Here is a 22,600-nt window from a genome sequence, read left to right on the forward strand (position 1 = left end):
TCCGCGGACCTGCGGCACGAGGGGCGGGAACACGGGGCGAGGACAGTTCGGGGGCATCGGGTGGGTCTGCGCATCAAGATCGGGGCGACGATCGCGGCGACCGCCGCCACCGCGGTGTTCATCACCGCGGTGCAGGTACCCCTCCTGCTCAACGACCGGGAGCGGAACACCGCCGACGAACGGCTGCGGTTCGTGGAGCGGTACTACAAAGAGTCCGGGAAGACCTCCTTCGGAGCGGAGTTCGATCCCCCCGGCATACCGGCGCCCCTGCTCGAAGCGCTCGCCGAGGGGCGCCGGGCCACCCATGTGGAGGACGGCCCGGAGGGCCGGTGGATCTGGGCCGGCTCGACCGTGGACGGCCGCTACCTGGTCATGTGCACCAGGGTCCAGCCCATCATCGGCGAGCTGGAAGAGGTGATGTGGAAGGCCGGGACCGTGGGTGTCGGCGTCGCCGGCCTGATCGGGGTCGCGGTGGCGGCCCGTTTCGGCCGCAGGCTCCGGATGTCCGCGCGGACCGCCGAGCGGATCACCGGCGGCGAGCTGACGGCCCGCCTGCCGGAGGGCGGACGCGACGAGATCACCGTCCTCACCCGCGCCGTGAACGCCATGGCCGAAGCCCTCGGCAGCCGCCTGCGGGCCGAACGCGAGGTGACCGCGAACATCGCCCACGAACTGCGCACTCCGGTCGCGGGACTGGTGGCGGCCGCGGGGCTGCTGCCCGACGGCAAGGCCGAGAACATGGTCAGGGAACGGGTGGGCCGGCTCCGGGACTTGATGGAGGACGTCCTCGAAGTCGCCCGGCTGGACAACGGCGCCGAGGAGGCCGAACTCCGCTGGGTGGAGAGCGAGAGGCTCGCCCGGCGTGCGGCCCGGGCGGCGGTGGAGGGCCGCACCGCTCCCGGCGAACCGGAGCCCGAGGTGCGGGTGGAGACGGTCCAGGACACCCTGGTGCACACCGATCCACGGCGCGTGGAGCGGGTGCTGACCAACCTCGTGACGAACGCGTTGCGCCACGGAGCCCCGCCCGTCCTCATCGAGGTGACGGGACCGGTGGTGCGCGTACGCGATCACGGTCCGGGCTTCCCGGCGCACCTGCTCGCCTGTGGACCCCAGCGTTTCCGCACCGGCTCGGCGCAGACCGGGCTGGGCCTCGGGCTGACCATCGCGGCGGGACAGGCCCGGCTGCTCGGCGCCGGGCTCCGGTTCACGAACCCGGAGGGCGGGGGCGCGGAGGCCGTCCTCGACCTGGGGACACCGCCGCCCCCGGACGGCGGTGCCGACGGTGCGGCGTCCGATCCCGAGGCCTGACCGCGGGGCCGTACGGGGCCCCGTGGTCACGGGCCGCTCGGGTCACCAGCGCACGGGCAGCTCCCGTACACCCCTGATCAGCATGCCGGGGACCCAGGACAGGCTCGCGTCGTCGGCCTCGCCGGCGATGTCCGGGAAGCGCTCCAGCAGCGAGCGCAGGGCGATGCGCCCCTCCAGCCGGGCCAGCGGCGCACCCAGGCAGTGGTGCAGGCCGTGCCCGAAGGCGATGTGGCCGCGGGAGTCCCGGCGGATGTCGAAGCGGTCGGGGTCCTCGAAGCGCGCCGGGTCCCGGTCCGCGTCCGCCATGGCGATCAGCACGGCGGAACCCTTCGGGATCACCGCCCCGCCCATCTCCACGTCCTCCAGGGCGAGTCGCTCGGTGCAGGTCTCCACCGGGCCGTCGTAGCGCAGCATCTCCTCGATCGCGCCGTCCAGCAGGCCGAGGTCGGCGCGGAGGTCGGCGAGCTGGTCGGGGTGGGCGAACAGGGCACGCATCCCGTTGCCGATCATGTTGACCGTGGTCTCGTGTCCGGCGATGAGCAACAGGACGCTCATGCCGATCAGTTCGTCCGGCGAGAGCCGGTCGCCGCCCTCGTCGACGGCGTGGATCATCGCGCTGAGGAGGTCGTCGCCGGGGTTGGCGCGCTTGGCCTCGATGAGCTCGGTGAGGTAGCGGGGCATCGCGGCGTACGCGGCGGCCTCGGCCTCCGGGCTGGTGCGGGCGACCATCTCGCTGGACCAGCGGCGGAAGGCCTCGCGGTCCAGTTCGGGCACGCCCAGCAGTTCGCAGATGACGGTCATCGGCAGCGGGAACGCGAAGGCGTTCACCAGGTCGCCCCGGCGCTCCTCGTTCGCCGCCATGGCGTCCAGCAGTTCGTCGGTGACCTGCTGGATGCGCGGTGCCAGCGCGTCGATGCGGCGCGGGGTGAACTCCCGGGCCACCAGGCGCCGCAGCCGGGTGTGGTCCGGCGGGTCGGACATCAGCATGTGGGCGAGCGCCGGGTGGTCCTGGTCGGCGTTGATGATCTGGCTCATGTCGCCGGACCGGCGCCAGTCCCGGCTCAGCCGCGGATCGGTGAAGGCCGTACGGCAGGCCTCGTGCCCGACGACCAGCCACATCTCCTCGCCGTCCGGCGTGCGGACGTGGTGGACGGGCCCCTGTTCCCGGAGTCGCGCGTAGACCGGGTACGGGTCGCGGACGAAGTCCGGGCTGATCTCCAGCAGATCGACAATGGCAGGCTGAAGTGCCATTCCATTCCCCCTGAATCGAATGCGTCGTGCGATCACACGTTGGTCGCGTGTTCTCCCCACAGTAGCCGCGGCGTTGCCGGGCCGGACGATCGGACCCTCCCCTCCCGCCCCTCTGACCTCGGAGAACATCGCAGACCCCGGGCGAGACGGAGTAACCCTGTCCCCCTGCGGGCCGTTGCGCCACCATGGACGGGCGGACCGGATCGCGCTGCGGGGAGGCTGGACGATGACGGACGGATGGCGGGCGTTGGGGCGGCGGCTGGGGATGGGGCGGCGGTCCGAGGCCGCTGCCGGCGCGCCGGAGCGGCGCAACCATCAGACCGGGGAGCTGGGCGAGGGCATGTCGTACCGCTCGTCCACCTACGACGGGCCGGACGGGATCCCCGTCATCGACATCACCCTGCAGATGACGCCGGAGGCTATGGCGCGGATGAAGCTGGACGGCGTCCGGGAGACCCACGGCGAGGGCCGTCCCGAGACCCTCACCGCGGCGTACGAGCTGGCCGAAGTCCTGTGGCGCCAGGGCTCGCTGGACGAGGCCCTGGAACTGCTGCGGTACGTGGTGGCGGGCCGCCGGGCCGCGCTCGGGCACGCCCATCCGGACACCCTGACGGCGACGTCCTTCCTGGGCGTCGCGCTGGAGAAGGTGGGTGAACCGGCCGAGGCGCACCAACTGCTGCGGCAGGTGTGGACGGAGTATCACCGTACGGCGGGGGAGGACGACCCGCAGACCTTGAAGGCCCTCACCCACCTGGCCCGCGTCACGCTGGGCCTGGGCCGGCCCGCCGAGGCGGAGCGGCTGGCCCGACTGGCGGTGACCGGCCTCGAACGGGTCCTGGGCCCGGATCACCGCGACACCCTGGCGGGCCGCAACGACCTGGCGGGCGCCGTGCGCGCGCAGGGCCGGCTGGAGGAGGCCGAGCATGCGTACGGGCAGGTGGCACGGGCCGCCGACCGGCTCTTCGGCCGGGACGACCCGATGAGCCTGGACGCGCACGCCAACCAGGCCGCGGTCCTCGCCCACCAGGGCCGGTTCAAGGAGGCGGAGCGGGTCTACCGGTCCGTCGTACGCCGGCGGGTGCGCAACCAGCCGGGGCACGCGGACACCTTGTCGGCGCAGAACAACTTCGCGTCGATCCTGCACGGCGTGGGCAAGGTGGCCGAGGCGGAAAAGCTGATGCGCACCGTGGCGGAGGCCCGATCGGACCTCTACGGCGCCGACCACCCGCAGACCCTCGACAGCCTCAGCAGCCTCGCCGCGATCCTGCACAACCAGGGCCGCCACGCGGAGGCGGAGGTCCTGTGCCGCGAGGTCGTCGCCGCCTGTGAGCGCCGGTACGGTCCCGGGGACCCGCGCACCGCCGAGGCCCGGGAGAACCTGCGGCTGGTGCGGGGGTCCGGCGGCTGACCGGGCCGAAGGCCCGCCGGCGGCGCGGCACCTCGGCTCGTCGTCGCGGCAGAGGCCCCGTCATACGCCCACGTGCACGTGTGAGGCCCACAGGGACGGGAACCAGGCGTACCGGCCGTGGAGTTCGGCCACGGCCGCGTGCAGGGCGTGGGCCACGTGGTCGCCGCTGCCCGCGGGCTCCGGTCCGGCGGGGAACGGCGGCTGCGGCCCCCGCGCGAGGGCCGTGTAGAAGGACTCGGCCATTTCCGGGGCCAGTTCGTCGGCGACGGGCCACAGAGTTCCCACCACGTGGCGGAATCCGGCCAGTTGGAAGGCGCCGGTGATGTGGATCGCCTCGTCCACCATGTCCTGCCGGGTGGAGGAGGTCGCGCAGGCCGACAGGAACGCCAGGTGCGCTCCGTCGAGCCGGAGCCCGGCCACGTCGGTGACGGTCAGCGGGCGCGTCGCATGGTCGTACGTCAGGATCCGGCACGCCGAGGGGTCCTGCGGGTCGGCCACGGCATGGCAGGCGAAGTGGGCTGACCGGGCGTGCCGCAGGGCCTCCAGCACGCTGTCCCGGGTCACCGCCTCGTCGGCGAGGGCGAGGGGCTCGCCCGGGCCCGCCAGGTGGCTTCCTACGGTGCGGGCCTCGGCGTGCGCGTTCGGCAGCGCCCCCTCCCCCGGCGTACGGGACATGGTGACGATCAGCGGCCTCGATCCGGCCCCGGCGGCCGGCATCCGCCGCGCCCGCGCGTGGTGCAGCGCGGTGACGGTCGGGGTGTACGAGGACACGGCCCGGTCCAGGGCGCAGCGCGGGTGGCCGGGGGCGGCGCGCGGGCCGTGGTACCCGGCGGCGTGCAGGGGCAGGAAGGCCAACGGGCCCTGGGGACACCACCACACGCGCCCGGGAGCGGCGCGGGAACCCGCGGGCGCGGAGCCGGCGGGCGCGCTACGGGCGAGGCGTTCGAGCACGGGTCCGGTGACCGTGTCCCACAGCCATTCCAGCAGCTCCGCCACGCTCTCCTGGCGCGCCAGCCGTGCGGCGAGGCCACCCGAACCGGCGGCGGGGTCGTTGACCGCGGCGAGGAACAGGGCTACGCGGCGGTGGACTTCCTCGGCGGTGGTGTTCAGGGGGACGACGTCGACGGCGCCGTCGGCCACGATCAGCGCGTCGCAGCGGAGGCTGATGTTGATCACTACGACCGGGCCGTCCCCGGCCCCCCGGAGGATCTCCGCGGCCTCCGGCGGACGCAGGAAGCCGGCCATGCCGGGCACGGCCCGGATCCGTGCCAGGAGCGGCTCCCATTCGGCCTCGCGGCTCCGCAGCCGGTCCGCGGCCTCCCGCGCCCGCTCGGCGGGGTAGGCGGCGGCTTCGAGCGGATCCGGGTCCTGGGCGTCTCGCAGCCGTACGAAGCGGTCGGCCAGCTCCGGAGCGCGTTCGCGCAGCCGCGCCACATCGGTCTCGCGGGACCGCAGGAGACGGCCCAGCAGGACGCCGCGCCCGTGTTCGAGGACTTCCAGGGCCTGTTCGGGCCGGCCGGCCTGGAGCGCATAGGCGGCGGCTTCGGCCGCCAGGCCGTGCTCGCGGGCCAGGACGTACTGCTGGTCCGTGCGGGTCAGGTCGCGGGAGGCCAGCCGGGGCAGCAGCCTCACCGCCTCGGTCAGCCAGTGCCGGGCCCCCTCCCAGTCGTGCCGCGTCCCGCAGACCTGCCCGAGCGTGGCCCGGGCACGCAACCGGGCGTGGACGGGCACGGCGTCCAGCTCGACGGCTCCGCGGGCCACCGCGTGGGCCTCCTCGAGCAGCCGGCCGTCCTCCGTCGCGAGGGACAGCTTGTGCAGCGCCTCGGCGAGTGCGCTGCGCGCGGCGATCTGTCCGGGGTGGCCCGGCGGGAAGTTGTCGACCTGCGTGCGCAGCAGCTCGACGCTCTCGTGCAGGTCGTCGAGGTCCCCCAGGACCTCGGAGCGCGAGCGCAGGGCTTCCGCCAGTTGCTGGACGGTGATGCGGCGGTGCTCCGAGCGGTTCGGCCGCAGCGCGAGGACCTGGCGCAGCAGCCCCACGGCCTCGTCGGCGTCGGCGAGACCGACCCCGCCGGCCTTGGTGTCGGCGTCGTGGCGCAGCCGGAGCAGGAGGGCGAGGTTGGTCAGCAGGCCGGGCCGGTTGCCCTCGCCGGCCCGGGTGGTTCCGAGGGCCTCGCGCTGTGTCGCGACCGCCTCGTCGAGGTGCGGACGGTGGCCGATGTGCTGGTAGCGGGCCAGTTGTGCGCTGCTGAGGGTGGCCAGTACGGGGGCGCGCTCCGGTACGCCGGGCGGCAGGGCCGCCAGGGCGTGCCGGAGGTGGTCGGTGCCCTCGTCGAGGTCGGTGAGGTCGTTCTCCGCCTTGAAGCGTTCCAGCAAGGTCTGGCCGAGGGCCGTGTACAGGGCCGCGTAGTTGGGGTCGTCCGGCGGGGCGTCCCGTACGGCGTCCCGACGGAGCGCGATGGCCTCGTCGAGGTCGGCCGCGGAACCGGTGCGCCCGTGGCGGTGGAGCAGTTGGGAGGCGAGTTCGGAGGCGGCGGCCCTGGCGTTGCTCTCGGAGTGCTCGTCCGCGCCGAGCACGGCGAGGGCGGCGCGCTGGCGGACGATGGCCTGGGCGAGGTCGGCGGGGTCGTCCGTGAGCTCGTAGCGCCCCGCGTGCGCCTTTCCCAGTTCGAACAGGACCACTCCGTGGTTGATGTCGTCGGAGGGGACGGTGGCCACGGTCGCCGTCAGCGTCTGCACGGCCCAGTCCGCCCACCGGACCTGGCCGGATTGCTCGGCGCGCTGCAACGCGAGGTCCGAGACCCGTACCGTCACCAGCAGACGGTAGACGTCGTCCAACGACTCCTGTACGTCGTCCGCTTCCCGCAGCTGTCGCAGCAGTGCGATGGCCTCGTCCAGTTCGCCGAGGCGGCCGTCGAGCCGGAAGAGCTCCTCGAGCCAGGCCGCCAGGTTCAACGTCTGCGCCCAGGGCGGGGTTCCGCCGTCGCGGAGGGTGTCCCCGCGGACCTGGCGCAGCAGGTCCACCGCTTCCTCCAGGTCCGTCCGGTCCTGTGTGAGGCGGTACCACTGCTCCAGGTACGCGGCCAGGTTGACGCGCCGTGTCGGCTCGTCCGGGCTGCCGGAGGCGGTCTGGGCCAGGGCGAGCCGCTGCACGGCGATGGCCTCGCGCAGGTTTTCGGGGTCGCCGGTGAGCCCGTACAGGTCGGTCAGGGTCTCGGCGAAACCGCCGAGTTGGGTCGCCCGCTCGGCGGGCCACGCCGGAGGCAGCTGCGCGGAGCGGCGCAGCAGGTCGGCGGCCTCCGCCAGCGGGCCGGGCTCGCCGGTGTGCCGGTGCAGCAGCCGTAGGGCACGGCCCAGGCCGTACAGGTAGCTCTCCCGGTAGGGCTGCCGGGCGGGGGCGGCGTCGAGGGCGCGCCGGTAGAGGGCGATGGCCCGCACCAGTGCGGGCAGGTCGCGGGTGTGCTCGTAGAGCCGGGCCTCCGCGTTGGCGAGGTTCCTCAGGTGGACGTCCCATCCGGGGCTCCCCTCGGAGGCGGCCTCCACGGCCTGCCGGTTGAGGTCGCGGGACCGCCGCAGTGCGGCCACGTCCCCGGTGCGGAGGTAGACCTCCATCTCCCGCAGTCCGCGGCGGTGGAGCGCGTCGACAGATTCCGGAGCCGGTCCCTTCGAGCGGTTCGCATCGTCACCCATACCGCCACGGTACGGCCACCCGGCGGCGGCCGGTACGGGGCGGCGGGACAGCACGCCCGCGCGCTCAACTCCGGGGATCGGGCGGCGGGTCGGGGGGATGCTCGTAGCGGGAGGGCGGTGGTACGCCCTGGCGCCAGTGCCGGCACAACTGCTGCGCGAGGGTGCGTTCCTCCTCCAGGCTGTCGGGCAGCGGCAGGTGGAGGGCCTCCAGCAGGTCGAAGCGGTGGAGGTCGATCGCGGCGCGGACCGCGTCGCCGTAGCCGAGGGCGGCCTGCACCGCCCCGTGGTAGGCGAGTACGGCCACCGCGGCGGGGACCAGCGCGAGCAGCAGCCACCAGCCGGAGCTCAGCAGCAGCCCGGCGCTGACCAGGGCGGTCACCGCGCCGGTGACGCAGAGCCGGGCGGCGCCGTCCAGGGAGTCCCGGCAGTCGTCGACGACCGCGCGCGAGCGGTCCCCGAGGACCGGGTACAGCCGCGGCCAGGCGACGGCTGCGTCCCAGCCGTGGTCCCGGCCGGCGGTGTCCCGCAGCGCCGCCAGGACGTTGCCGAGGGCCGTGGGCCGCAGGAGGTGGTCGGGGAGCGGGTAGCGGCTGCGCAGCCGGGCCGCCGCGGCGCCCGCCCGCTGCACCAGTTCGGGTGACGGGTCGCGCGGCAGGCCGGCCTGTTCGGCGCGCGCCGCGAGCCGCGCCTTCCTCCGGCGTTGCAGCCTCCGGCAGAGCCCGGCGCCGAGCGCGTCGGGCCAGCCTCCCTCCAGGAGCCGCATCACGGCGAGTTGGAAGGGCTGGAAGACGAGGGCGACCAGGGTGGCGCCCAGGGCTATCCACACCGCCTGCCCGGCGCTGACGCCGGTGGCGGTGCGCCAGGCGCGCCGTGGGGCGAAGTCGGCTCCGGGGGCGCCCGCCCAGAGCAGCAGGAGGACGAACAGCGCTCCCGCGTACGTCGGCAGGTAGGCCACCGAGAAGAACCGGACGGAGCCGTCGAGGGGTTTGGGGACCGCCGGGGCGACGCTCACGCCTGGCTCACCCCAGTTCCATCGGTCCGTGGTCGCCGGCCCGGCACACCGGTCGGTACCGGTCGTCGTAGAAGGCGGTGTAGGCGCGGCTCCCGCACACGGCGCAGCGGAAGGCGATCACGCTGAACCGGGTGGATTCGCCCGGCACCGCGGCTCGTGCCTCGTCGCCGGGGCCGCGGGGCGTGATCCCGAGGACGATGCGCGCGTAGGAACGCGAGGTGGCGCCCGCCTCTTCGTCGCCGACGACCAGGAGGACGCGGTCCAGCTGCTCGTGGACGGCCAGTACGCGTCCCAGGGCCGCGGCCGCGTCGTCCAGGGAGGTCCCGGCGGGCAGCTCCAGCCGCGGGGCTCCTTCGCTCTCGGCCCTCGGATCCACCAACATGCCGTAGATCATGTGCTGTTGTCACCCTCCGCCGGTTCCGTCGTCCGTCCGCAGATCCACAGACTGTACCGCCCGGCCCGCGCATCCCGGGGGGCCGGGAACCCGCCGTCTCCGCGTGTGTTGGTCACGGTGCGGGCGCCGGGGCAGGTGTAAGTGTTGGTTCGGGCACGGGCGCCCGCTGCGGCGGAGCGGCGGCCGAGGACGACTTGTGCGGAGGACCGGCGTGAAGAAGATCATCGCAGGGCTGTTCATGGCGCTCGACGGCGTCGTCGAGGCACCCGACCAGTGGCACTTCCCCTACTTCAACGACGAGATGGGGGCGGCCGTCGACGCCACCTTCAGCGCGGCCCACACCATGCTGTTCGGCCGCAAGACCTACGACAGCTTCGCGGGGGCGTGGCCCGACCGGGAGGCGGAGGGCGGGGAGGACGCGCCCTTCGCCAAGGCTCTCGGCGATGCCCGGAAGATCGTCGTGTCGAACCAGCCGCTGGAATTCACCTGGAGGAACTCCGAGCAGCTCAGGGGCGAGCTGGTCGGGGCGGTCACCGCACTGAAGAACGAGCCGGGCACCGGTGTCATCGGGATGAGCGGCTCGGTCTCCGTGGTGCGTCAGCTGCTGGCCGCGGGGCTGGTGGACGAGCTGCACCTGCTGGTGCACCCGATCGCCGTCCGCAAGGGGATGCGGCTGTTCGACGAGGGCGACTCCGCGGTCCCGCTGGAGCTGCTCTCCGGGGAGACCTTCCGGACCGGTGTGCTCAATCTCCGTTACGCCCCCGCCGCACCGGCCGCCCCGGCGGGTTACGACGAGGCCAAGACCCACCTGCACCGGCCGGATTAGGACCTGTCCGGGCCCACCGCAACCGCCGGGACCCGGCGGCGCGGGCTGAGGCGGCGCGGGCTCAGGCTGCGCGGGCTCAGGCTGCGGGTGGCTTCGACGAGGCCCGGGCGATCACCGTGCTGAGGACGAGGAGGAGTACGGCGCACACTGCGGCCTTCCAGGGCGAGGTCGCGCCCTCCGGCGCCGGGGACACCCGGCGGTGGGGGTCGTAGGCGACCCGTATCTCCTCGCCCTCGGCGGCCACGGGCCGGTCGTCCTTCAGTTCGGCTGGGTAGCCGCCGGGACAGCGCAGTGCGAGCCGGTAGACGGTCTTCCCGGGCGGGGCTCCCTCGCCGAAGGACTCCTGAACCGTGGTGCGGACCCCCTCCACGACACAGGTGGCGACCTCGGCGCGGGCGGTCGCCTGCTCGGCCGCCGCCACGGCCAGCAGCAGCCCCATCCCCAGGAGCAGCGCCCCGAAGAAGCCCCCGCTGCCGCGCACGAGTACCCAGTACGCCACACAGGCACCGCCCAGCAGGGCCGCTCCGCCCGCCACCGCGACCGGGGTCGTGGGCGGAGCGGAACCCGCGAAGCACCAGCCGGCCCACGCGGACACCGCCACCGCGGCGACGGCGGGCAGGACCGCGCCGACCCACCGGACCGTCGATTCCGTCTCTGGCATGAACACCACCCCCGGCAGGATGGACGCCAGGCGCCCCTCCCCCGGTTTCCTCGCGGCCGGACCGGAGCCGCGGCGTCGGGCGGAGCCGGGCCGGCGGCCGCGGCTCCCGTCCGACTCCGGCTCCGACCCGAGAGACGCCCTAGCGGCCGAGCGTGGTGTTGCTGGAGACGGTTCCGTCCGTACCGGACACCGTGACCGCGTGCCGCACCCCGTCCGGTCCGAGGACCACGGCCAGCCAGGCACTCCCGCCGCCTTCCTGCGCGACCACGCGCAGGCTCTCCACCTTGCCGCCGGTCACCGCCCCGGCGGCCTTCTCGGCCGCCTCGCCGATGGCCAGCGAAGGCAGGGGCGCGGGCGCCGGGGCCGCCTTGGAGAAGCCGCCCCACCCGCCCGGGGCCTCGCGGTCTCCGAACACCTTGTGCTCCTCGGGGCCCGCCTTCTTCCGGCCGGGGGCGCCTTCCTCACGGTCCTGGCCCGGACCCATGCCCTCCAGACGGCGCTTGAGCAGGCCCTCGTGGCCCGGCACGGCCACGGCGATGCGCGGGCCCCGGTCCCCGTGCTCGTGGTGGTGCCCGGCCACGGCCACGGCCGTCACTCCACCGCCGACGACCACCACGGCCGTGCCCAGGGCGGCCCACCGGGCGCCCTTGCTCCGGGGCACCAGGCGGCCCAGGGCCGCACGCCCCCGGGCTCCGGCGGCCGGGGCGCCGCTCGCGGACTGCTGGTGCTCGGACGGCTCGGGCTGTGCGGACGGCGGGTTCGACTCAGACATACCGGTACTCCTCAGGACAACCGGGCACAGCGCCCGGCTCGCTGCCCGAGCATGCTGAGCGGATGCTGAAGCCCAGCTGAAGCCACCTGAAGACCTCTTCAGCCTGCCGCGGCCCGGGCCTGAGACCCTGTTGCGCATGCGCGTACTGGTGGTGGAGGACGAACGGCGGCTGGCCGTGGCCCTGCAACGGGGACTTCAGTCGGAGGGCTTCTCCGTGGACGTGGCCCACGACGGGCTCCAAGGCCTGTGGATGGCCGGCGAGCACGACTACGACCTGATCGTGCTCGACATCATGCTGCCCGGCCTGAACGGCTACCGGGTCTGCGCGAAACTGCGCGCGGCCGGCAACGAGTCGGGGATCTTGATGCTCACGGCGAAGGACGGCGAGTACGACGAGGCGGAGGCCCTGGACACCGGCGCCGACGACTTCCTGTCCAAGCCGTTCTCGTACCTGGTCCTGGTCGCCCGGCTCCGTGCCCTCGGGCGGCGCACGGGCGGCAGGCGTCCGCAGGTGATGCGGTGCGGTGATCTGGTGGTCGATCCCGCCCGGCGGTCGTGTTCCCGCGGCGGTACGGAGATACGGCTGACCGCGCGGGAATTCGCGGTCCTGGAGTGCCTGGCCCGGCGCTCCGGCGAGGTGGTTCCCAAACGGGACATCCTGGAACAGGTGTGGGACAGCGCCTTCGACGGCGATCCCAATGTCGTCGAGGTCCACGTCAGCGCCGTACGCCGCAAGATCGACGCCCCTTTCGGCCGCGCCGCGCTGGAGACCGTACGCGGGGCCGGATACCGGCTGGCGGCCGACGGTGGCTGAGCGTCCCCGCGGCTGCGACCGCCTGTTCCGGGATCGCCTCTTCCGCGACCGCCCCCTCCCGGAGCGGACCCCGCACGACCGCCCTCCGCACGATCGCACACCGCACGACCTCCTCGCCCCCGCCCGCCTCCTGCACGGCCGCCTCCTGCACGGCCGCCCCGCCGCCGCCCTGCGCGCGGCCGCGGGCGCCGCGCTGGAGCGGTGGCCCCTGCTGCGGCGGCTGTGGCCCACCACCGTCCGCGCCCGGGCCACCGTGGGCGCGAGCGTCGTGGTGGCCGCGGCCCTGTCGCTCGCCTCGTTCGCCCTGCTGGGGCTGCTCGAAGCCAATCTGCTGCGCAACGCCGAGGAGGACGCGCGGCGGCAGGCCGACACCGTGGCCCAGCTCGCCGCGGCCGGGCGGCTGGACCGCGCGCGGCTCGTCGCCCGCGGTGTCGAGTTCGTCCAGGTGGTGGGCGCCGACGGCCGCGTCCTGCTGGCCAGCCCCAACCTCATCGGCGTACCCGCGTTCCCGCCCGCGGGCCCCGGCGTGCCCGGGACCCGCTTCCACACCTGGAAGGTCCGCCCCCTGGGCGGCGACCACCGCCAGCGGGTCGTCCAGGTGATCACCAACACCCCGAACGGCCCGGCCATCGTCTACGCGGGTGCCTCGCTGCGCGACGCGGACGCCGCCGACGACACCACCACCGCCGCCCTCGTCATCGGCCTGCCCCTGCTCCTGGCCACCGTCGCCCTCGTGACCTGGCGGGTCACCGGCCGGGCGCTGAGGCCGGTGGAGGCGATCCGGGCCGAGGTCGCCGAGATCTCCGACCGCGACCTGCATCGGCGGGTACCGGTGCCGGCCACCCACGACGAGGTCGCCCGCCTGGCTCAGACCATGAACGCCACCCTGGACCGGCTGGAGGCCTCCGGGGTCCGCCAGCGGCAGTTCATCGCCGACGCCTCGCACGAACTGCGCAGCCCCATCACCGTCCTGCGCACGCAGCTGGAAGTGGCCCTCGCCGTCCAGGACCCGGAGCTGTGGCCCGAGCTGATCGGCGGGGCCCTCCAGGACATCGAACGCCTCCAGCACCTCGCGGCCGATCTGCTGCTGCTCGCCCGTATCGACGCGGCCCAGCCCGTGGCCGCGGTGGAACTGGACCTGACCGCCCTGGTGGGCGAGGCCGTGGACACCCGGCTCGGCGACCGGGTCCCCGTACGCCTGGACCTCGAAGCGGGGGTCGGGATCACCGGCAGCGCCCTGTGGCTCAGCCGTGTCGTCACCAACCTCCTCGACAACGCGCAGCGTTACGCCGACCGGCGCGTGGAGGTCACCCTGCGCACCACGGACGGCCCGGGGCGCGGACGGGGGCCGCGTACCGCCGTACTGGAGGTCACCGACGACGGCCCCGGTATCCCCGCGGCCGACCGGGAGCGGGTCTTCGAGCGCTTCACCCGCCTCGACGACTCCCGCAGCCGGGATCACGGCGGGGCGGGCCTGGGCCTCGCCATCGCACGGGACCTGACGGACCATCACGGCGGAACGCTGACGGCCGAGGACCACGCGCACGGCGCCCGGCTGGTGCTCCGCCTCCCGGCGGCGCCCCGGCCGGTGTGAGGCCGCGCGGCCGGAGATAAATGCCGTGCCCCGCCCGGTCCTCTTCCCTAGACTCGCCGCACGCGCTGCCGACAGGGCACCGCGCGCCTGATGCCGAGTGAAGAGAAGGGGAACGGGCCATGTGCATGCGCCACACCGCCGCCTTCGTTCCCCCGTCCCGGTACGACGTGATCCCGGTGTCTCGCTAGGCCCGGTGCCGGCTGCGCGGCCGTCACCGCATGCCCGTGACGCTCCTTCGGTTCCCCTCCCTCCCGCTGCCCCCGTGCCCCCTGCCCCGGCCCTGCGCCCCGGCAGCCGCGGCCGGTCCGTGCGGGAGGGCCGGGGCCGACCCGTGTGCCGTCCCGGGAATCGCGCTGCCTGCTTCCTCATCGTTCGAAAGGCCTCGGGCCATGCGCACCATCCGACGACCGCTCTCCGGCACGTCCCTCACCGCCGTCCGCAATCTGGGCATCCTCGCCCACGTCGACGCGGGCAAGACCACGATCACCGAACGCATCCTGTTCGCGACCGGCGCCATCCACAAGCGGGGCGAGGTCCACGACGGAACGACCGTCACCGACTTCGACGCCCAGGAGCGCGACCGCGGCATCACCATCTTCGCCGCGGCCGTGAGCTGCGCCTGGTCCGAGCACCGCGTCAACCTGATCGACACCCCGGGCCACGTCGACTTCTCGGACGAGGTCGAGCGGTCCCTGCGCGTCCTGGACGGGGCGGTCGCGGTGTTCGACGCCGTCGCCGGGGTCGAGCCGCAGAGCGAGTCGGTGTGGCGGCAGGCCGACCGGCACGGGGTTCCGCGGATCGCCTTCGTCAACAAGCTCGACCGGGCGGGCGCCGACCTCGACACGGCCGTCGCCTCGATCCGCGAGCGGCTGGGCGTCGTCCCGCTGGTGGTCCAGCTGCCCGTCGGCCGGGAGGACGGTTTCACCGGAGTCGTCGACCTGCTGGAGATGCGCGCGCTGCTCTGGCGGGCGGGCGGCGAGACGTACGAGACGGGCCCGGTGCCCGAGGAGCTGCGGGAGGAGGCGCAGCGGCGGCGCCGGCTCCTGGAGGAGACGGTGGCCGAACTGCACGCGGACGCGCTGGAGGAGTTCTGCGCGGCGTCCGCGCTGACCGGGCCGACGCTGGCCCGCGCCCTGCGGGAGCTGACGCTGCGCGGGGACGGTGTGGTGGTGCTGTGCGGCTCGGCGTACCGCAACCGCGGGATCGAGCCGTTGCTGGACGCGGTCCTCGCGTACCTGCCGTCGCCCGCCGACATGCCACCGGTACGGGGCGAGTCCGGCGGCGCGGAGCAGGAGCGGGCCCCCGACCCGGCGGCGCCGTTCGCCGCCCTCGCGTTCAAGGTGACGGCGACACCGACCGGACGGCTCACGTACGTACGGGTCTACGCGGGCACGCTCCGCAAGGGCGAGTCCGTACTGGACGCCGCGACGGGCCGTACGGAGCGGGTCGGCCGGATCCTGCGGGTGCAGGCCGACCGGCACGAGGAACGGGAGGAGGCGGTCGCGGGTGACATCGTCGCCGTGATCGGTCTGAAGGCCGCCCGGGCGGGCACGACCCTGTGCGCCCCCGGGGCTCCGCTCGTCCTCGAACCGCCGTCGGTGGCCGAACCGGTGGTGTCGGTGGCGGTCGAGGCACGCCGCAGCAGCGACACCGGCCGGCTCGCGTCGGCCCTGGCGCGCCTCGTCGAGGAGGACCCCTCGCTGGTGGTGCGGTCCGACGGGGAAACCGGCCAGACCGTGCTGTCGGGGATGGGCGAACTCCATCTGGAGGTCGCGGTGGAGAAGATCCGCCGCGGCCAGGGGGTGGAGGTCGTGGTCGGGCGCCCGCAGGTCTCCTACCGGGAGACCGTCGTACGCGGGGTCACCGGCCTCGTCTACCGGCACGTCAAACAGGACGGTGGCGCGGGCCAGTTCGCGCACGTCGTCATCGATGTCGAACCGCTGGAGGAGGCAGCGGGGGCGGCGGGCTTCGAGTTCCGGTCGTCGGTCGTCGGCGGGCGCGTGCCGCAGGAGTTCGCGCGCGCCGTGGAGGCCGGCTGCCGGGACGCGCTCGCCGAGGGACCGCTCGGCGGGTATCCGGTGACGGGGCTGCGGGTCACGCTCACCGACGGGGCCACCCACTCCAAGGACTCCTCGGAGCTGGCGTTCCGGGCGGCAGGCCGCTTCGCGCTGCGCGAGGCGCTGCGCGCGAGCACGGTGGAGCTCCTGGAGCCGGTCGTGGAGGTCACGGTGACCGTCCCCGATGACGGCGTGGGGGCGGTACTGGGTGACCTCGCGGCGCGCCGCGGCCGGGTCTCGGGCTCCACGTCCGGGTCCGGCACCGCGGTGGTCACCGCGGCCGTGCCGCTGGCCGAGCTCTTCGGCTACGCGTCCCGGCTGCGCGGCCGGACCCAGGGCCGGGGCACCTTCACGGCCCGGCCCGCGGCCCTCGCGCCGGTCCCGGCCTCGGTCGCCGCGGTGGTGCTGAGCCGCTAGCCGAAACCCGCCACCCGCCTCGCCCGGCCTGCCCGGGCGGGGCGGGTGGCGGGCAGTGCGGCCGGCCCCCTGGCCGGATCGCGTGCTCGTGGGCCGGGGCCCGTGCGGCCATGATGGCCGGATGGACATACGGGGGGACTTACGGCCGGGCGGGCACGCGCCGCGGCCGGAGCGCTGTGCCCACGGCGGGCGTCCCGGTGAGGCGTACGCCGTGTCGGCCGAGTTCTACGACCTGTTGCACGCCCGGGCCTATCACCGGCACGCGCTCGCCCTGGCGGCTCCGGCGGCTGCCGCCCGGGTCGGGATCGTCGAGGTCGGCGCGGGTACCGGCCTGGTCACCGAGGTGCTGATCGGCGCGTCGACCGTCCCGCTGCATGCCGTCGAGCCGGCGGCCGCCATGCGGGCCGTCCTGCTCTCCCGGCTGCACCCGCCGGCGGGCGGCTCCGCCGGGGACCGGGTGACGGTGCACGCCTGCTCCGCCCTGGACCTGTCCCTGGGCGGCCAGGCCGACCTCGCCGTGTGCCTGCGGATGGTGCCCTGCCTGCCGCCCGCCGAGCGGCGCGCGCTGTGGCGGGTGCTGGCCGATCTGCTGGTGCCGGGCGGTCTGCTCTTCCTGGACCGTCCGCCGGCCGGCCTCCCCGCGCAACCGGTCCGGCGCGGGCTGGGCGAGGTCCGCCTGGGCATCGACACCTACCGCGGGCAGCTCACCCAGCGCGCCGAGGACGGCCGGATCCGCTACGACTACTCCTACCTGGTGTGCCGTCAGGGCCGGATCCTGCGCCATGCCCGGGAGTCCTTCCTCCTGTGGCCGCTGACCCGGCGGGCCCTCGCCGGGGAACTCACGGCGGCCGGCCTCGCCCTGGAGGACGACCTGACGCCTGACGTGCTCCAGGTCCGGCGCGCGTCAGGAGCCTGACGCGGCCGGGGGCCCGAGGCGGTCGTGCAGTTCCGCGGCGTCGGCGAGGAACCAGGTCTGGCGGCCGCGGTTGCACTCGCGGACGAAGTCGCGCAGTGCCGGACTGTCCTTCGTGTGGCGGGAGATGTCGCCGAGGACGGCGAGCCCCACGCGGTAGGTCACGAACTTCTGGACGACGTCACCGGCGACCCGGGTGCGCAGCCGGAAGAAGGACTCGTCGAAGCGCTCGACGGGGATGGCGATCCACTGGGCCCCTTGGTACATGCCGTTGCCGATGAGGTCCAGGACGTCGGCTTCACCGCTGATCCTGTCGCCCTCGGAGTCGCATATCAGGACGGGTACGTCGTGGATCGTCTGCAGGGTGCTCATGGCGCCGAGGCTAGCCGGGGGGACGGATGCCGTCGACAGGATTCCTGTGCCGGGGCGTGTCCCCCGGTCGGGTCCCGGTGCCGCGTGGCGCGTGCGGTCGCCGGGGTGCATGGGGCACGTTGGTACGCGGCCCTTCGGCGCGGTCCGCGCGACGGCGGGGATCTGGAGGTACGTGGTGGGCGAGGACCGTGAGGATCGCTACGAGTTGGTGTTCGAGGGCGACGGTTCCGCGGAGGCCGCGGACACCGTGGTCGTCACGCGCACCGCGCAGACGGGTCCGGGCGGCCATCCCGTCTACGCCGACGACACCGGGATCATCCGCGCCGAGATCAGTGACCAGGGTGAGGTCCGGATGCTGGCCTCGGGCGGCCAGCAGGCCCTGAGCCATCCCGCCCAGGCCCGGCGGCCCGCCTCCTGACGGGGCCACGGCTCCCGCGACATGCCCCGTCCGGCCCGGGCGCCTCCTGAGCAGACCGGCTCCCCTCGCGTCTAGGAACCGGCGGTGCAGCAGCCGTCGCGCAACATCTGGTGGAGGACGCCGCGCCAGTCGTCGGCGGGCGCGGCGGGGGCCGCGGTCCGGGTGAACGCGGTTTCCAGGACGGCCCGTTCCCACAGGGTCCCGCCGCGTACGGTCCCCCGTACGCGGATCAGGTCGGCGAAGTCGGTGAAGGGGTCGCCGTCGACGAGGGTGAGGTCGGCGATCCGGCCCGGTTCGACCGTGCCGAGGCGGTCCGCGACGCCGAAGACCCGGGCCGGGGTACGGGTGACGGTGGTGAGTGCCTCCGCCGCGGTCAGTCCGTACCGGTGCAGGGCGCGCAGGGCCAGGTGCAGGTGGAGGCCGACCGGGGTGAGGGGTGCGTCGGTGCCCAGGACCAGGCGTCCGCCGCCCGCGAGGACGCCCCGGTAGGCGGCGACCTCGCGTTCCAGTACGGCGTTCTGCTCGGCGCTCGGCGCGGTCGCGGCCGCGGTGCGGACGGCCGCCACGTCCCAGGGCGGCATCAGGGCCGTGACCCGGGGGTCGTCGGCGAGCGCCGGATCGGCGCCGATCAGCGGCAGGGCCGTGAAGGGCGTGGCGATCAGGTCGAGTCCGCCTCGTGCGTACACCTCCAGCGTGTCCTGGTAGGTGTGGCCCTGCGGGGTCGCGCCGTGCCCGGCCTCGGCGCGCTCGGTCGCCACCAGGTGCGTGGTCAGGTCCTGGCCGGCCTGGATGCCGGTGGCGCACAGGTGGGAGCCCACCAGGGCCCCGATCCGCTCGTGCGCGAAGCGGGTGGCCTCGGCCATCTGCGCGTAGGGGGCCCGGACATAGGTCTTGACGAAGTCCCAGTCCAGCGCCTCCGCCCTGGCCAGTGAGCGGGCGAAGCCGGCCGGGGTGCGGTGGGCGCGCCCCATGCTGTAGGCGACACGGGAGCCGTCGAGGAGCTCGCCGCCGGCCAGCAGCCGGGGCGATGCCAGCAGGCCGGCCCTGATGTCCTCGCGCAGCCGGGCCTGTTCGTAGGCGGAGCCGCCGAGGGAGACCGCGGTGGTGACTCCGTAGGCCAGGTGCAGGAGACCCTGGCGGGCCCCGTAGGTGTAGGGGTACGGGTGGACGTGGGAGTCCCACAGGCCCGGCAGGACCGTGCCGTCGGAGGCGTCCACAGTGCGGGCGGCTCGGCGGCCGGGCAGGTGGGGTTCGACGGCGGTGATCCGGCCGTCGCTGATGAGGATGTCGACGTCGGCGCGGGACGGGGACCCGGTGGCGTCCCACAGCAGTCCGGCGTGCACGACGGTGTCGACGGGGGTGGGGCGGCGGTAGCTCAGGGCGACCGGAACGGTCCTGGGGGCGGCGGCCGGTACGCCCGCGGCGTCGAGGGCGAGCAGGCGCAGCCGGGCGCCGGACTGGTAGAGCAGGGTGCGGGAGTCCCCGGACCAGGTGGGGTGGTCGGCGGGCTCGTCGTCGCCGGTCACTCGGCGGGCCGGGCCGGCGGGGGCGCCGTCGGGGGTGACGGGGAGCAGCCACAGGGCGGACTCGCTGACGCAGGCCAGGAACCGGCCGTCGGGCGACCAGACGGGGCCGGAGGCGTAGCGGTCGGCGAGGGAGGCGTGCGGGGCGAGCGCGTACAGGCGGGCGGAGCCGGTGCGGGTGTCGACGATCCGGATGAGGTTGTAGCCCTCGCGGAAGCGCCGGCTGAGGCGGTTGCGGTCGCACAGGGCGAGGTACCGGCCGTCGGGGGACCAGCTGGGCGGGCCGGGCAGGCCCCCGCCGCCGAGGGCGGCGACCAGGGCGGTCTCCGTGCCGGTCGCGAGGTCGCGTACGAGGAGCCGCCCGGCGAGGTCGAGGGCGGCGAGCCGTCCGCCGTCGGGCGAGAGCACTCCGTAGACGCGGCCGCCCGCGGCGAGGACGCTCTCCCCGCCGGTGAGCTCCCGGCGGCGTACGGTGTTCAGCCCGTCGCGGTCGTCGGTGTACACCAGGGCCCGGCCGTCCGGGGTCCAGACCGGTCCCTGGACGTAGGCGGTGGCGGGGGCCTGGACGACCTTGCGCGGTGCTCCGCCGGTGACGGGTACGGTCCACAGGGCGTTGAGCGCGGCGAAGGCCACGCTGCGGCCGTCGGGCGAGAGGGCGGGCAGGTGGATGCCGCGGACCGGACGGCTCCGTTCGGCCTCCAGGACGTACTCCTTGACCCGGTAGCGGGGGCGGGTCACTTCGAGGGTGGCGTCGAGGGGGACCTCGTGGCGGGTGGTGTCGGTGTGGGGGCGGATCACCTCGAACCGGCCGTCGAGCGTGATCAGCAGGCGGTCGTCGCCGATCCAGCGCGGGGGCGCGGGCGCGAGGTCCCCGTCGAGGGCGACCTCGCGCCCGTCAGCGTAGAGGCTCAGGACCTCGGCCTTGCGCGGGCCTGGAGCGGCGGACAGCCAGGCGGTGCGCCCGGCCGGGGAGAGCGCCGGGGCCAGCAGCCTGCCGTCGGTGACGGTGTGTTCGATCCGTACGGGTCCTCCGGCGTCGGCCGCCGCGACGGCGACCGATGCCAGGGTCCGAGCCGTCAGGGTCTCCCCCGTGGCGGTGCCGCGGACGAACAGCACGCGGGATCCGTCCGGCGACCAGACCGGGTCGAAGTCCTCCCAGTCGCCTTCCTGGCCGGGCCCGGACTGCCCGGGCAGTCCCGTCAGCCGGCGGGGGCTGCCGCCGGTGAGGGCGACCGCCCAGATCCGGTACGGGCTGCCCGCCACCGGGTCGCCGCCCCGTTCGGAGCAGAAGGCGAGGCTGCGGCCGTCGGGCGACCAGGCGGGGGCACGGTGGTCGTAGGGGCCGTCGGTGAGCCTGCGCAGACCCGATCCGTCCGCGCCCATCACCCAGATGTGGAAGGCGCCGCCGCGGTAGGCGCTCATCGCCACGTGGCGGCCGTCCGGGGAGAACACCGGGCGGCCGGGCTCCAGATCGGGCGGGGTGAGCTGCGTGGCGGGCGAGCCGTCCGGGGGCAGCGACCAGAGGACGTTCTGCACCTCGGCGACGACGCGGTCCCCGGTGGCGGTAGCGGTCGCGGCCCCGTTGGTCGCGCGGGTGAAGCGCAGCCGGAGCGGTTCCCCGGCCGCCGGATCCGGGGAACCGGCCGCGGCCGCGGCCCGGGCCGGGGGGTGGCCGAGCAGCGCCGCGAGGGCGCCGGCCCCGCCCGCCTGCAGAACCGTCCTGCGCGCAACCCGCACCCCGACCACTCGCCTTCGCGTATCGATGACCGCCCGTACCGACCCGTCAGCCACCCAAACGATCAGCCCCCGGCGGGGGCAACGGCCTACGGCCACGGCCGCCGCCCCGGGGGGGCCGCGACGGCCGTCAGGCCGCCACGCGCGGCGTCACTTGCACAGGGCGGTGTCGACGAGGTCCTGCGGGGCGTCGGACTCCGGTGCGAGTCCCCTGTTGGCGGTGACGGCCACCGCGGCGGCGCGGCCGTCGTCGGTGGCGCCGGTCCGGGTGTGGAAGCCGGGGGTTGTGCCACCGTGACCCCAGGCCAGGCCACCGCAGCTGAGCTCGGTGCTGGTGAGACCCAGCCCGAACCGGATGCCGGTCGGCATGCCGGCGCCGGCGGGGAGGGCGACGGTGGTGCGCATCTCGGCGAGCTCGGCCTTCCCCAGGAGCTTGCCGCCGATCAGCGCGGAGAAGAAGCGGTTCAGATCGCCCGGGGTGGAGATCAGTTGCCCGGCCGCCCATCCCCAGGACATGTCTATCTCGGTGATGTTCTCCAGTGGTCCGCCGGGCTCGGAGACCTGGTAACCCTCGGGGTGGGCTTCGCGGATGCGCTCGTCGCCCACGCCGGGCCAGTAGGTGTGGCGCAGTCCGATGCGGTCGATGACCCGGTGGGTGATCTGCTCGGCGACGGGGCGGCCGGTCACCTTCTCGATGAGCAGGCCGGCCAGGACGTAATTGGTGTTGCTGTACGCCCAGTTGGTGCCGGGGGCGAACTGCGCCTTCCGGGCCAGTGCCACGTCGAGCAGGGTGCGGGGCTGGTAGTAGGTGTGGCGGTTCTCTCCGGTTATGTCGTGGGGAATGTACTCGGTGTAGTTGGGGAGTCCGCTGGTGTGCTGGAGCAGCTGGCGGACCGTGATCTCGCGGCCGTCGATGCCCTCGCCGCGCACCAGGTTCGGCAGGTACCGCTCGATGGGGGCGTCGAGTTCGACCTTTCCCTCGCCGACCAGTTGCAGGACGACGGTGGCGGTGAACGCCTTGGTGTTGCTGCCCGCCCGGACCTGCCCGTCGACCGGCACCTTCGCCCCGGTCCGCACGTCCGCGACACCGGCGGTGTAGTTGCGGGTGCGCCCGTCCCGGCCGGTGACTGCGGCCAGGGCGGCGGGGCTGCGGTCTTCGCCCACCAAGCGCTGCACTCCCTGCCGTACGGCGTCACCCGGGCCGTGCGGCTGGGCCGCCGACGCGGGCAGCGCCACGCCCACGGCCAGGGCGGCGGCCGCCACCACGGCCGTCGCGGCCGCCCTCCGCAGCCGGGACGAGGGGACGCGGACGCGGGGCCGGTCAGTACGGTCGGTCATGGGTGAGCCTCCTTGCGCACCCTGCCGGGTGCGTCGGTGCGGCGGACGGTGTGGTCTGCGGGTCCGCAGCGTGCGCCGGACGGTGCCGGCGCCCTGCGAAA

The 22,600-nt window shown here is 74.7% G+C and carries 17 protein-coding genes; 8 read left to right on the top strand and 9 right to left on the bottom strand.

Annotation, left to right across the window (positions count from 1 at the left end):
- Positions 1-60: 60 nt before the first annotated feature.
- Complete coding sequence (locus tag AB0D94_RS10855; RefSeq protein ID WP_362048925.1) at positions 61-1,308, top strand: HAMP domain-containing sensor histidine kinase; 1,248 nt, start codon at positions 61-63, stop codon at positions 1,306-1,308.
- Between the two features lie 42 nt (positions 1,309-1,350).
- Here AB0D94_RS10855 and AB0D94_RS10860 read toward each other — a convergent pair whose 3' ends face one another.
- Positions 1,351-2,559 (bottom strand): cytochrome P450, encoded by a 1,209-nt coding sequence (locus tag AB0D94_RS10860; RefSeq protein WP_362048928.1) that lies wholly within the window; start codon positions 2,557-2,559, stop codon positions 1,351-1,353.
- A gap of 226 nt (positions 2,560-2,785) precedes the next feature.
- On the opposite strand from AB0D94_RS10860, the gene AB0D94_RS10865 reads away from it, so the two are divergent.
- Positions 2,786-3,967, top strand: coding sequence for a tetratricopeptide repeat protein (locus tag AB0D94_RS10865; protein WP_362048931.1), 1,182 nt, complete (start codon positions 2,786-2,788; stop codon positions 3,965-3,967).
- 60 nt (positions 3,968-4,027) lie between these two features.
- On the opposite strand, the gene AB0D94_RS10870 is transcribed toward AB0D94_RS10865, so the two are convergent.
- From AB0D94_RS10870 to AB0D94_RS10880, 3 genes are all read right to left on the bottom strand, one after another.
- Positions 4,028-7,654, bottom strand: coding sequence for a CHAT domain-containing protein (locus tag AB0D94_RS10870; RefSeq protein ID WP_362048934.1), 3,627 nt, complete (start codon positions 7,652-7,654; stop codon positions 4,028-4,030).
- A gap of 64 nt (positions 7,655-7,718) precedes the next feature.
- Positions 7,719-8,666, bottom strand: a complete 948-nt coding sequence (locus AB0D94_RS10875; protein WP_362048937.1) for a hypothetical protein — start codon at positions 8,664-8,666, stop codon at positions 7,719-7,721.
- 7 nt (positions 8,667-8,673) lie between these two features.
- A complete protein-coding gene (locus tag AB0D94_RS10880) occupies positions 8,674-9,048 on the bottom strand; it encodes a hypothetical protein (RefSeq protein WP_362048940.1) in 375 nt (124 codons plus the stop codon).
- 223 nt (positions 9,049-9,271) lie between these two features.
- On the opposite strand from AB0D94_RS10880, the gene AB0D94_RS10885 reads away from it, so the two are divergent.
- The gene (locus tag AB0D94_RS10885; RefSeq protein WP_362048943.1) at positions 9,272-9,886 is read left to right on the top strand and encodes a dihydrofolate reductase family protein; all 615 of its coding nucleotides are present in this window, start codon (positions 9,272-9,274) and stop codon (positions 9,884-9,886) included.
- 76 nt (positions 9,887-9,962) lie between these two features.
- Here AB0D94_RS10885 and AB0D94_RS10890 read toward each other — a convergent pair whose 3' ends face one another.
- Positions 9,963-10,547 (bottom strand): hypothetical protein, encoded by a 585-nt coding sequence (locus tag AB0D94_RS10890; RefSeq protein WP_362048946.1) that lies wholly within the window; start codon positions 10,545-10,547, stop codon positions 9,963-9,965.
- Positions 10,548-10,686: 139 nt separating this feature from the next.
- Positions 10,687-11,319, bottom strand: coding sequence for a hypothetical protein (locus AB0D94_RS10895; RefSeq protein WP_362048949.1), 633 nt, complete (start codon positions 11,317-11,319; stop codon positions 10,687-10,689).
- A 136-nt stretch (positions 11,320-11,455) separates the two neighbouring features.
- Between AB0D94_RS10895 and AB0D94_RS10900 the strand changes: the two genes are divergently transcribed.
- From AB0D94_RS10900 to AB0D94_RS10915, 4 genes are all read left to right on the top strand, one after another.
- Positions 11,456-12,133, top strand: coding sequence for a response regulator transcription factor (locus tag AB0D94_RS10900; protein WP_362048952.1), 678 nt, complete (start codon positions 11,456-11,458; stop codon positions 12,131-12,133).
- Complete coding sequence (locus AB0D94_RS10905) at positions 12,126-13,727, top strand: ATP-binding protein (protein ID WP_362048955.1); 1,602 nt, start codon at positions 12,126-12,128, stop codon at positions 13,725-13,727. The genes AB0D94_RS10900 and AB0D94_RS10905 overlap by 8 nt, the downstream gene beginning before the upstream one ends.
- A gap of 389 nt (positions 13,728-14,116) precedes the next feature.
- On the top strand, positions 14,117-16,201 hold the full coding sequence (fusA, locus tag AB0D94_RS10910; RefSeq protein ID WP_362048958.1) for an elongation factor G: 2,085 nt from the start codon (positions 14,117-14,119) through the stop codon (positions 16,199-16,201).
- Between the two features lie 211 nt (positions 16,202-16,412).
- Positions 16,413-17,117: a class I SAM-dependent methyltransferase gene (locus AB0D94_RS10915; RefSeq protein ID WP_362048961.1), complete on the top strand. Its 705-nt coding sequence runs from the start codon at positions 16,413-16,415 to the stop codon at positions 17,115-17,117.
- Here AB0D94_RS10915 and AB0D94_RS10920 read toward each other — a convergent pair.
- The gene (locus tag AB0D94_RS10920; protein WP_362048964.1) at positions 17,106-17,486 is read right to left on the bottom strand and encodes a DUF4180 domain-containing protein; all 381 of its coding nucleotides are present in this window, start codon (positions 17,484-17,486) and stop codon (positions 17,106-17,108) included. The two genes, AB0D94_RS10915 and AB0D94_RS10920, sit on opposite strands and share 12 nt — an antisense overlap.
- A gap of 175 nt (positions 17,487-17,661) precedes the next feature.
- On the opposite strand from AB0D94_RS10920, the gene AB0D94_RS10925 reads away from it, so the two are divergent.
- Positions 17,662-17,904, top strand: a complete 243-nt coding sequence (locus tag AB0D94_RS10925) for a DUF6296 family protein (protein ID WP_362049112.1) — start codon at positions 17,662-17,664, stop codon at positions 17,902-17,904.
- 71 nt (positions 17,905-17,975) lie between these two features.
- Here the strand turns inward: AB0D94_RS10925 and AB0D94_RS10930 are convergent, their stop codons facing one another.
- Positions 17,976-21,164, bottom strand: coding sequence for an amidohydrolase family protein (locus AB0D94_RS10930; RefSeq protein ID WP_362048967.1), 3,189 nt, complete (start codon positions 21,162-21,164; stop codon positions 17,976-17,978).
- A 147-nt stretch (positions 21,165-21,311) separates the two neighbouring features.
- Complete coding sequence (locus AB0D94_RS10935; protein WP_362048970.1) at positions 21,312-22,499, bottom strand: serine hydrolase domain-containing protein; 1,188 nt, start codon at positions 22,497-22,499, stop codon at positions 21,312-21,314.
- Between the last annotated feature and the right edge of the window lie 101 nt (positions 22,500-22,600).

Source organism: Streptomyces sp. NPDC048255 (assembly GCF_040652415.1).
Lineage (GTDB): Bacteria > Actinomycetota > Actinomycetes > Streptomycetales > Streptomycetaceae > Streptomyces.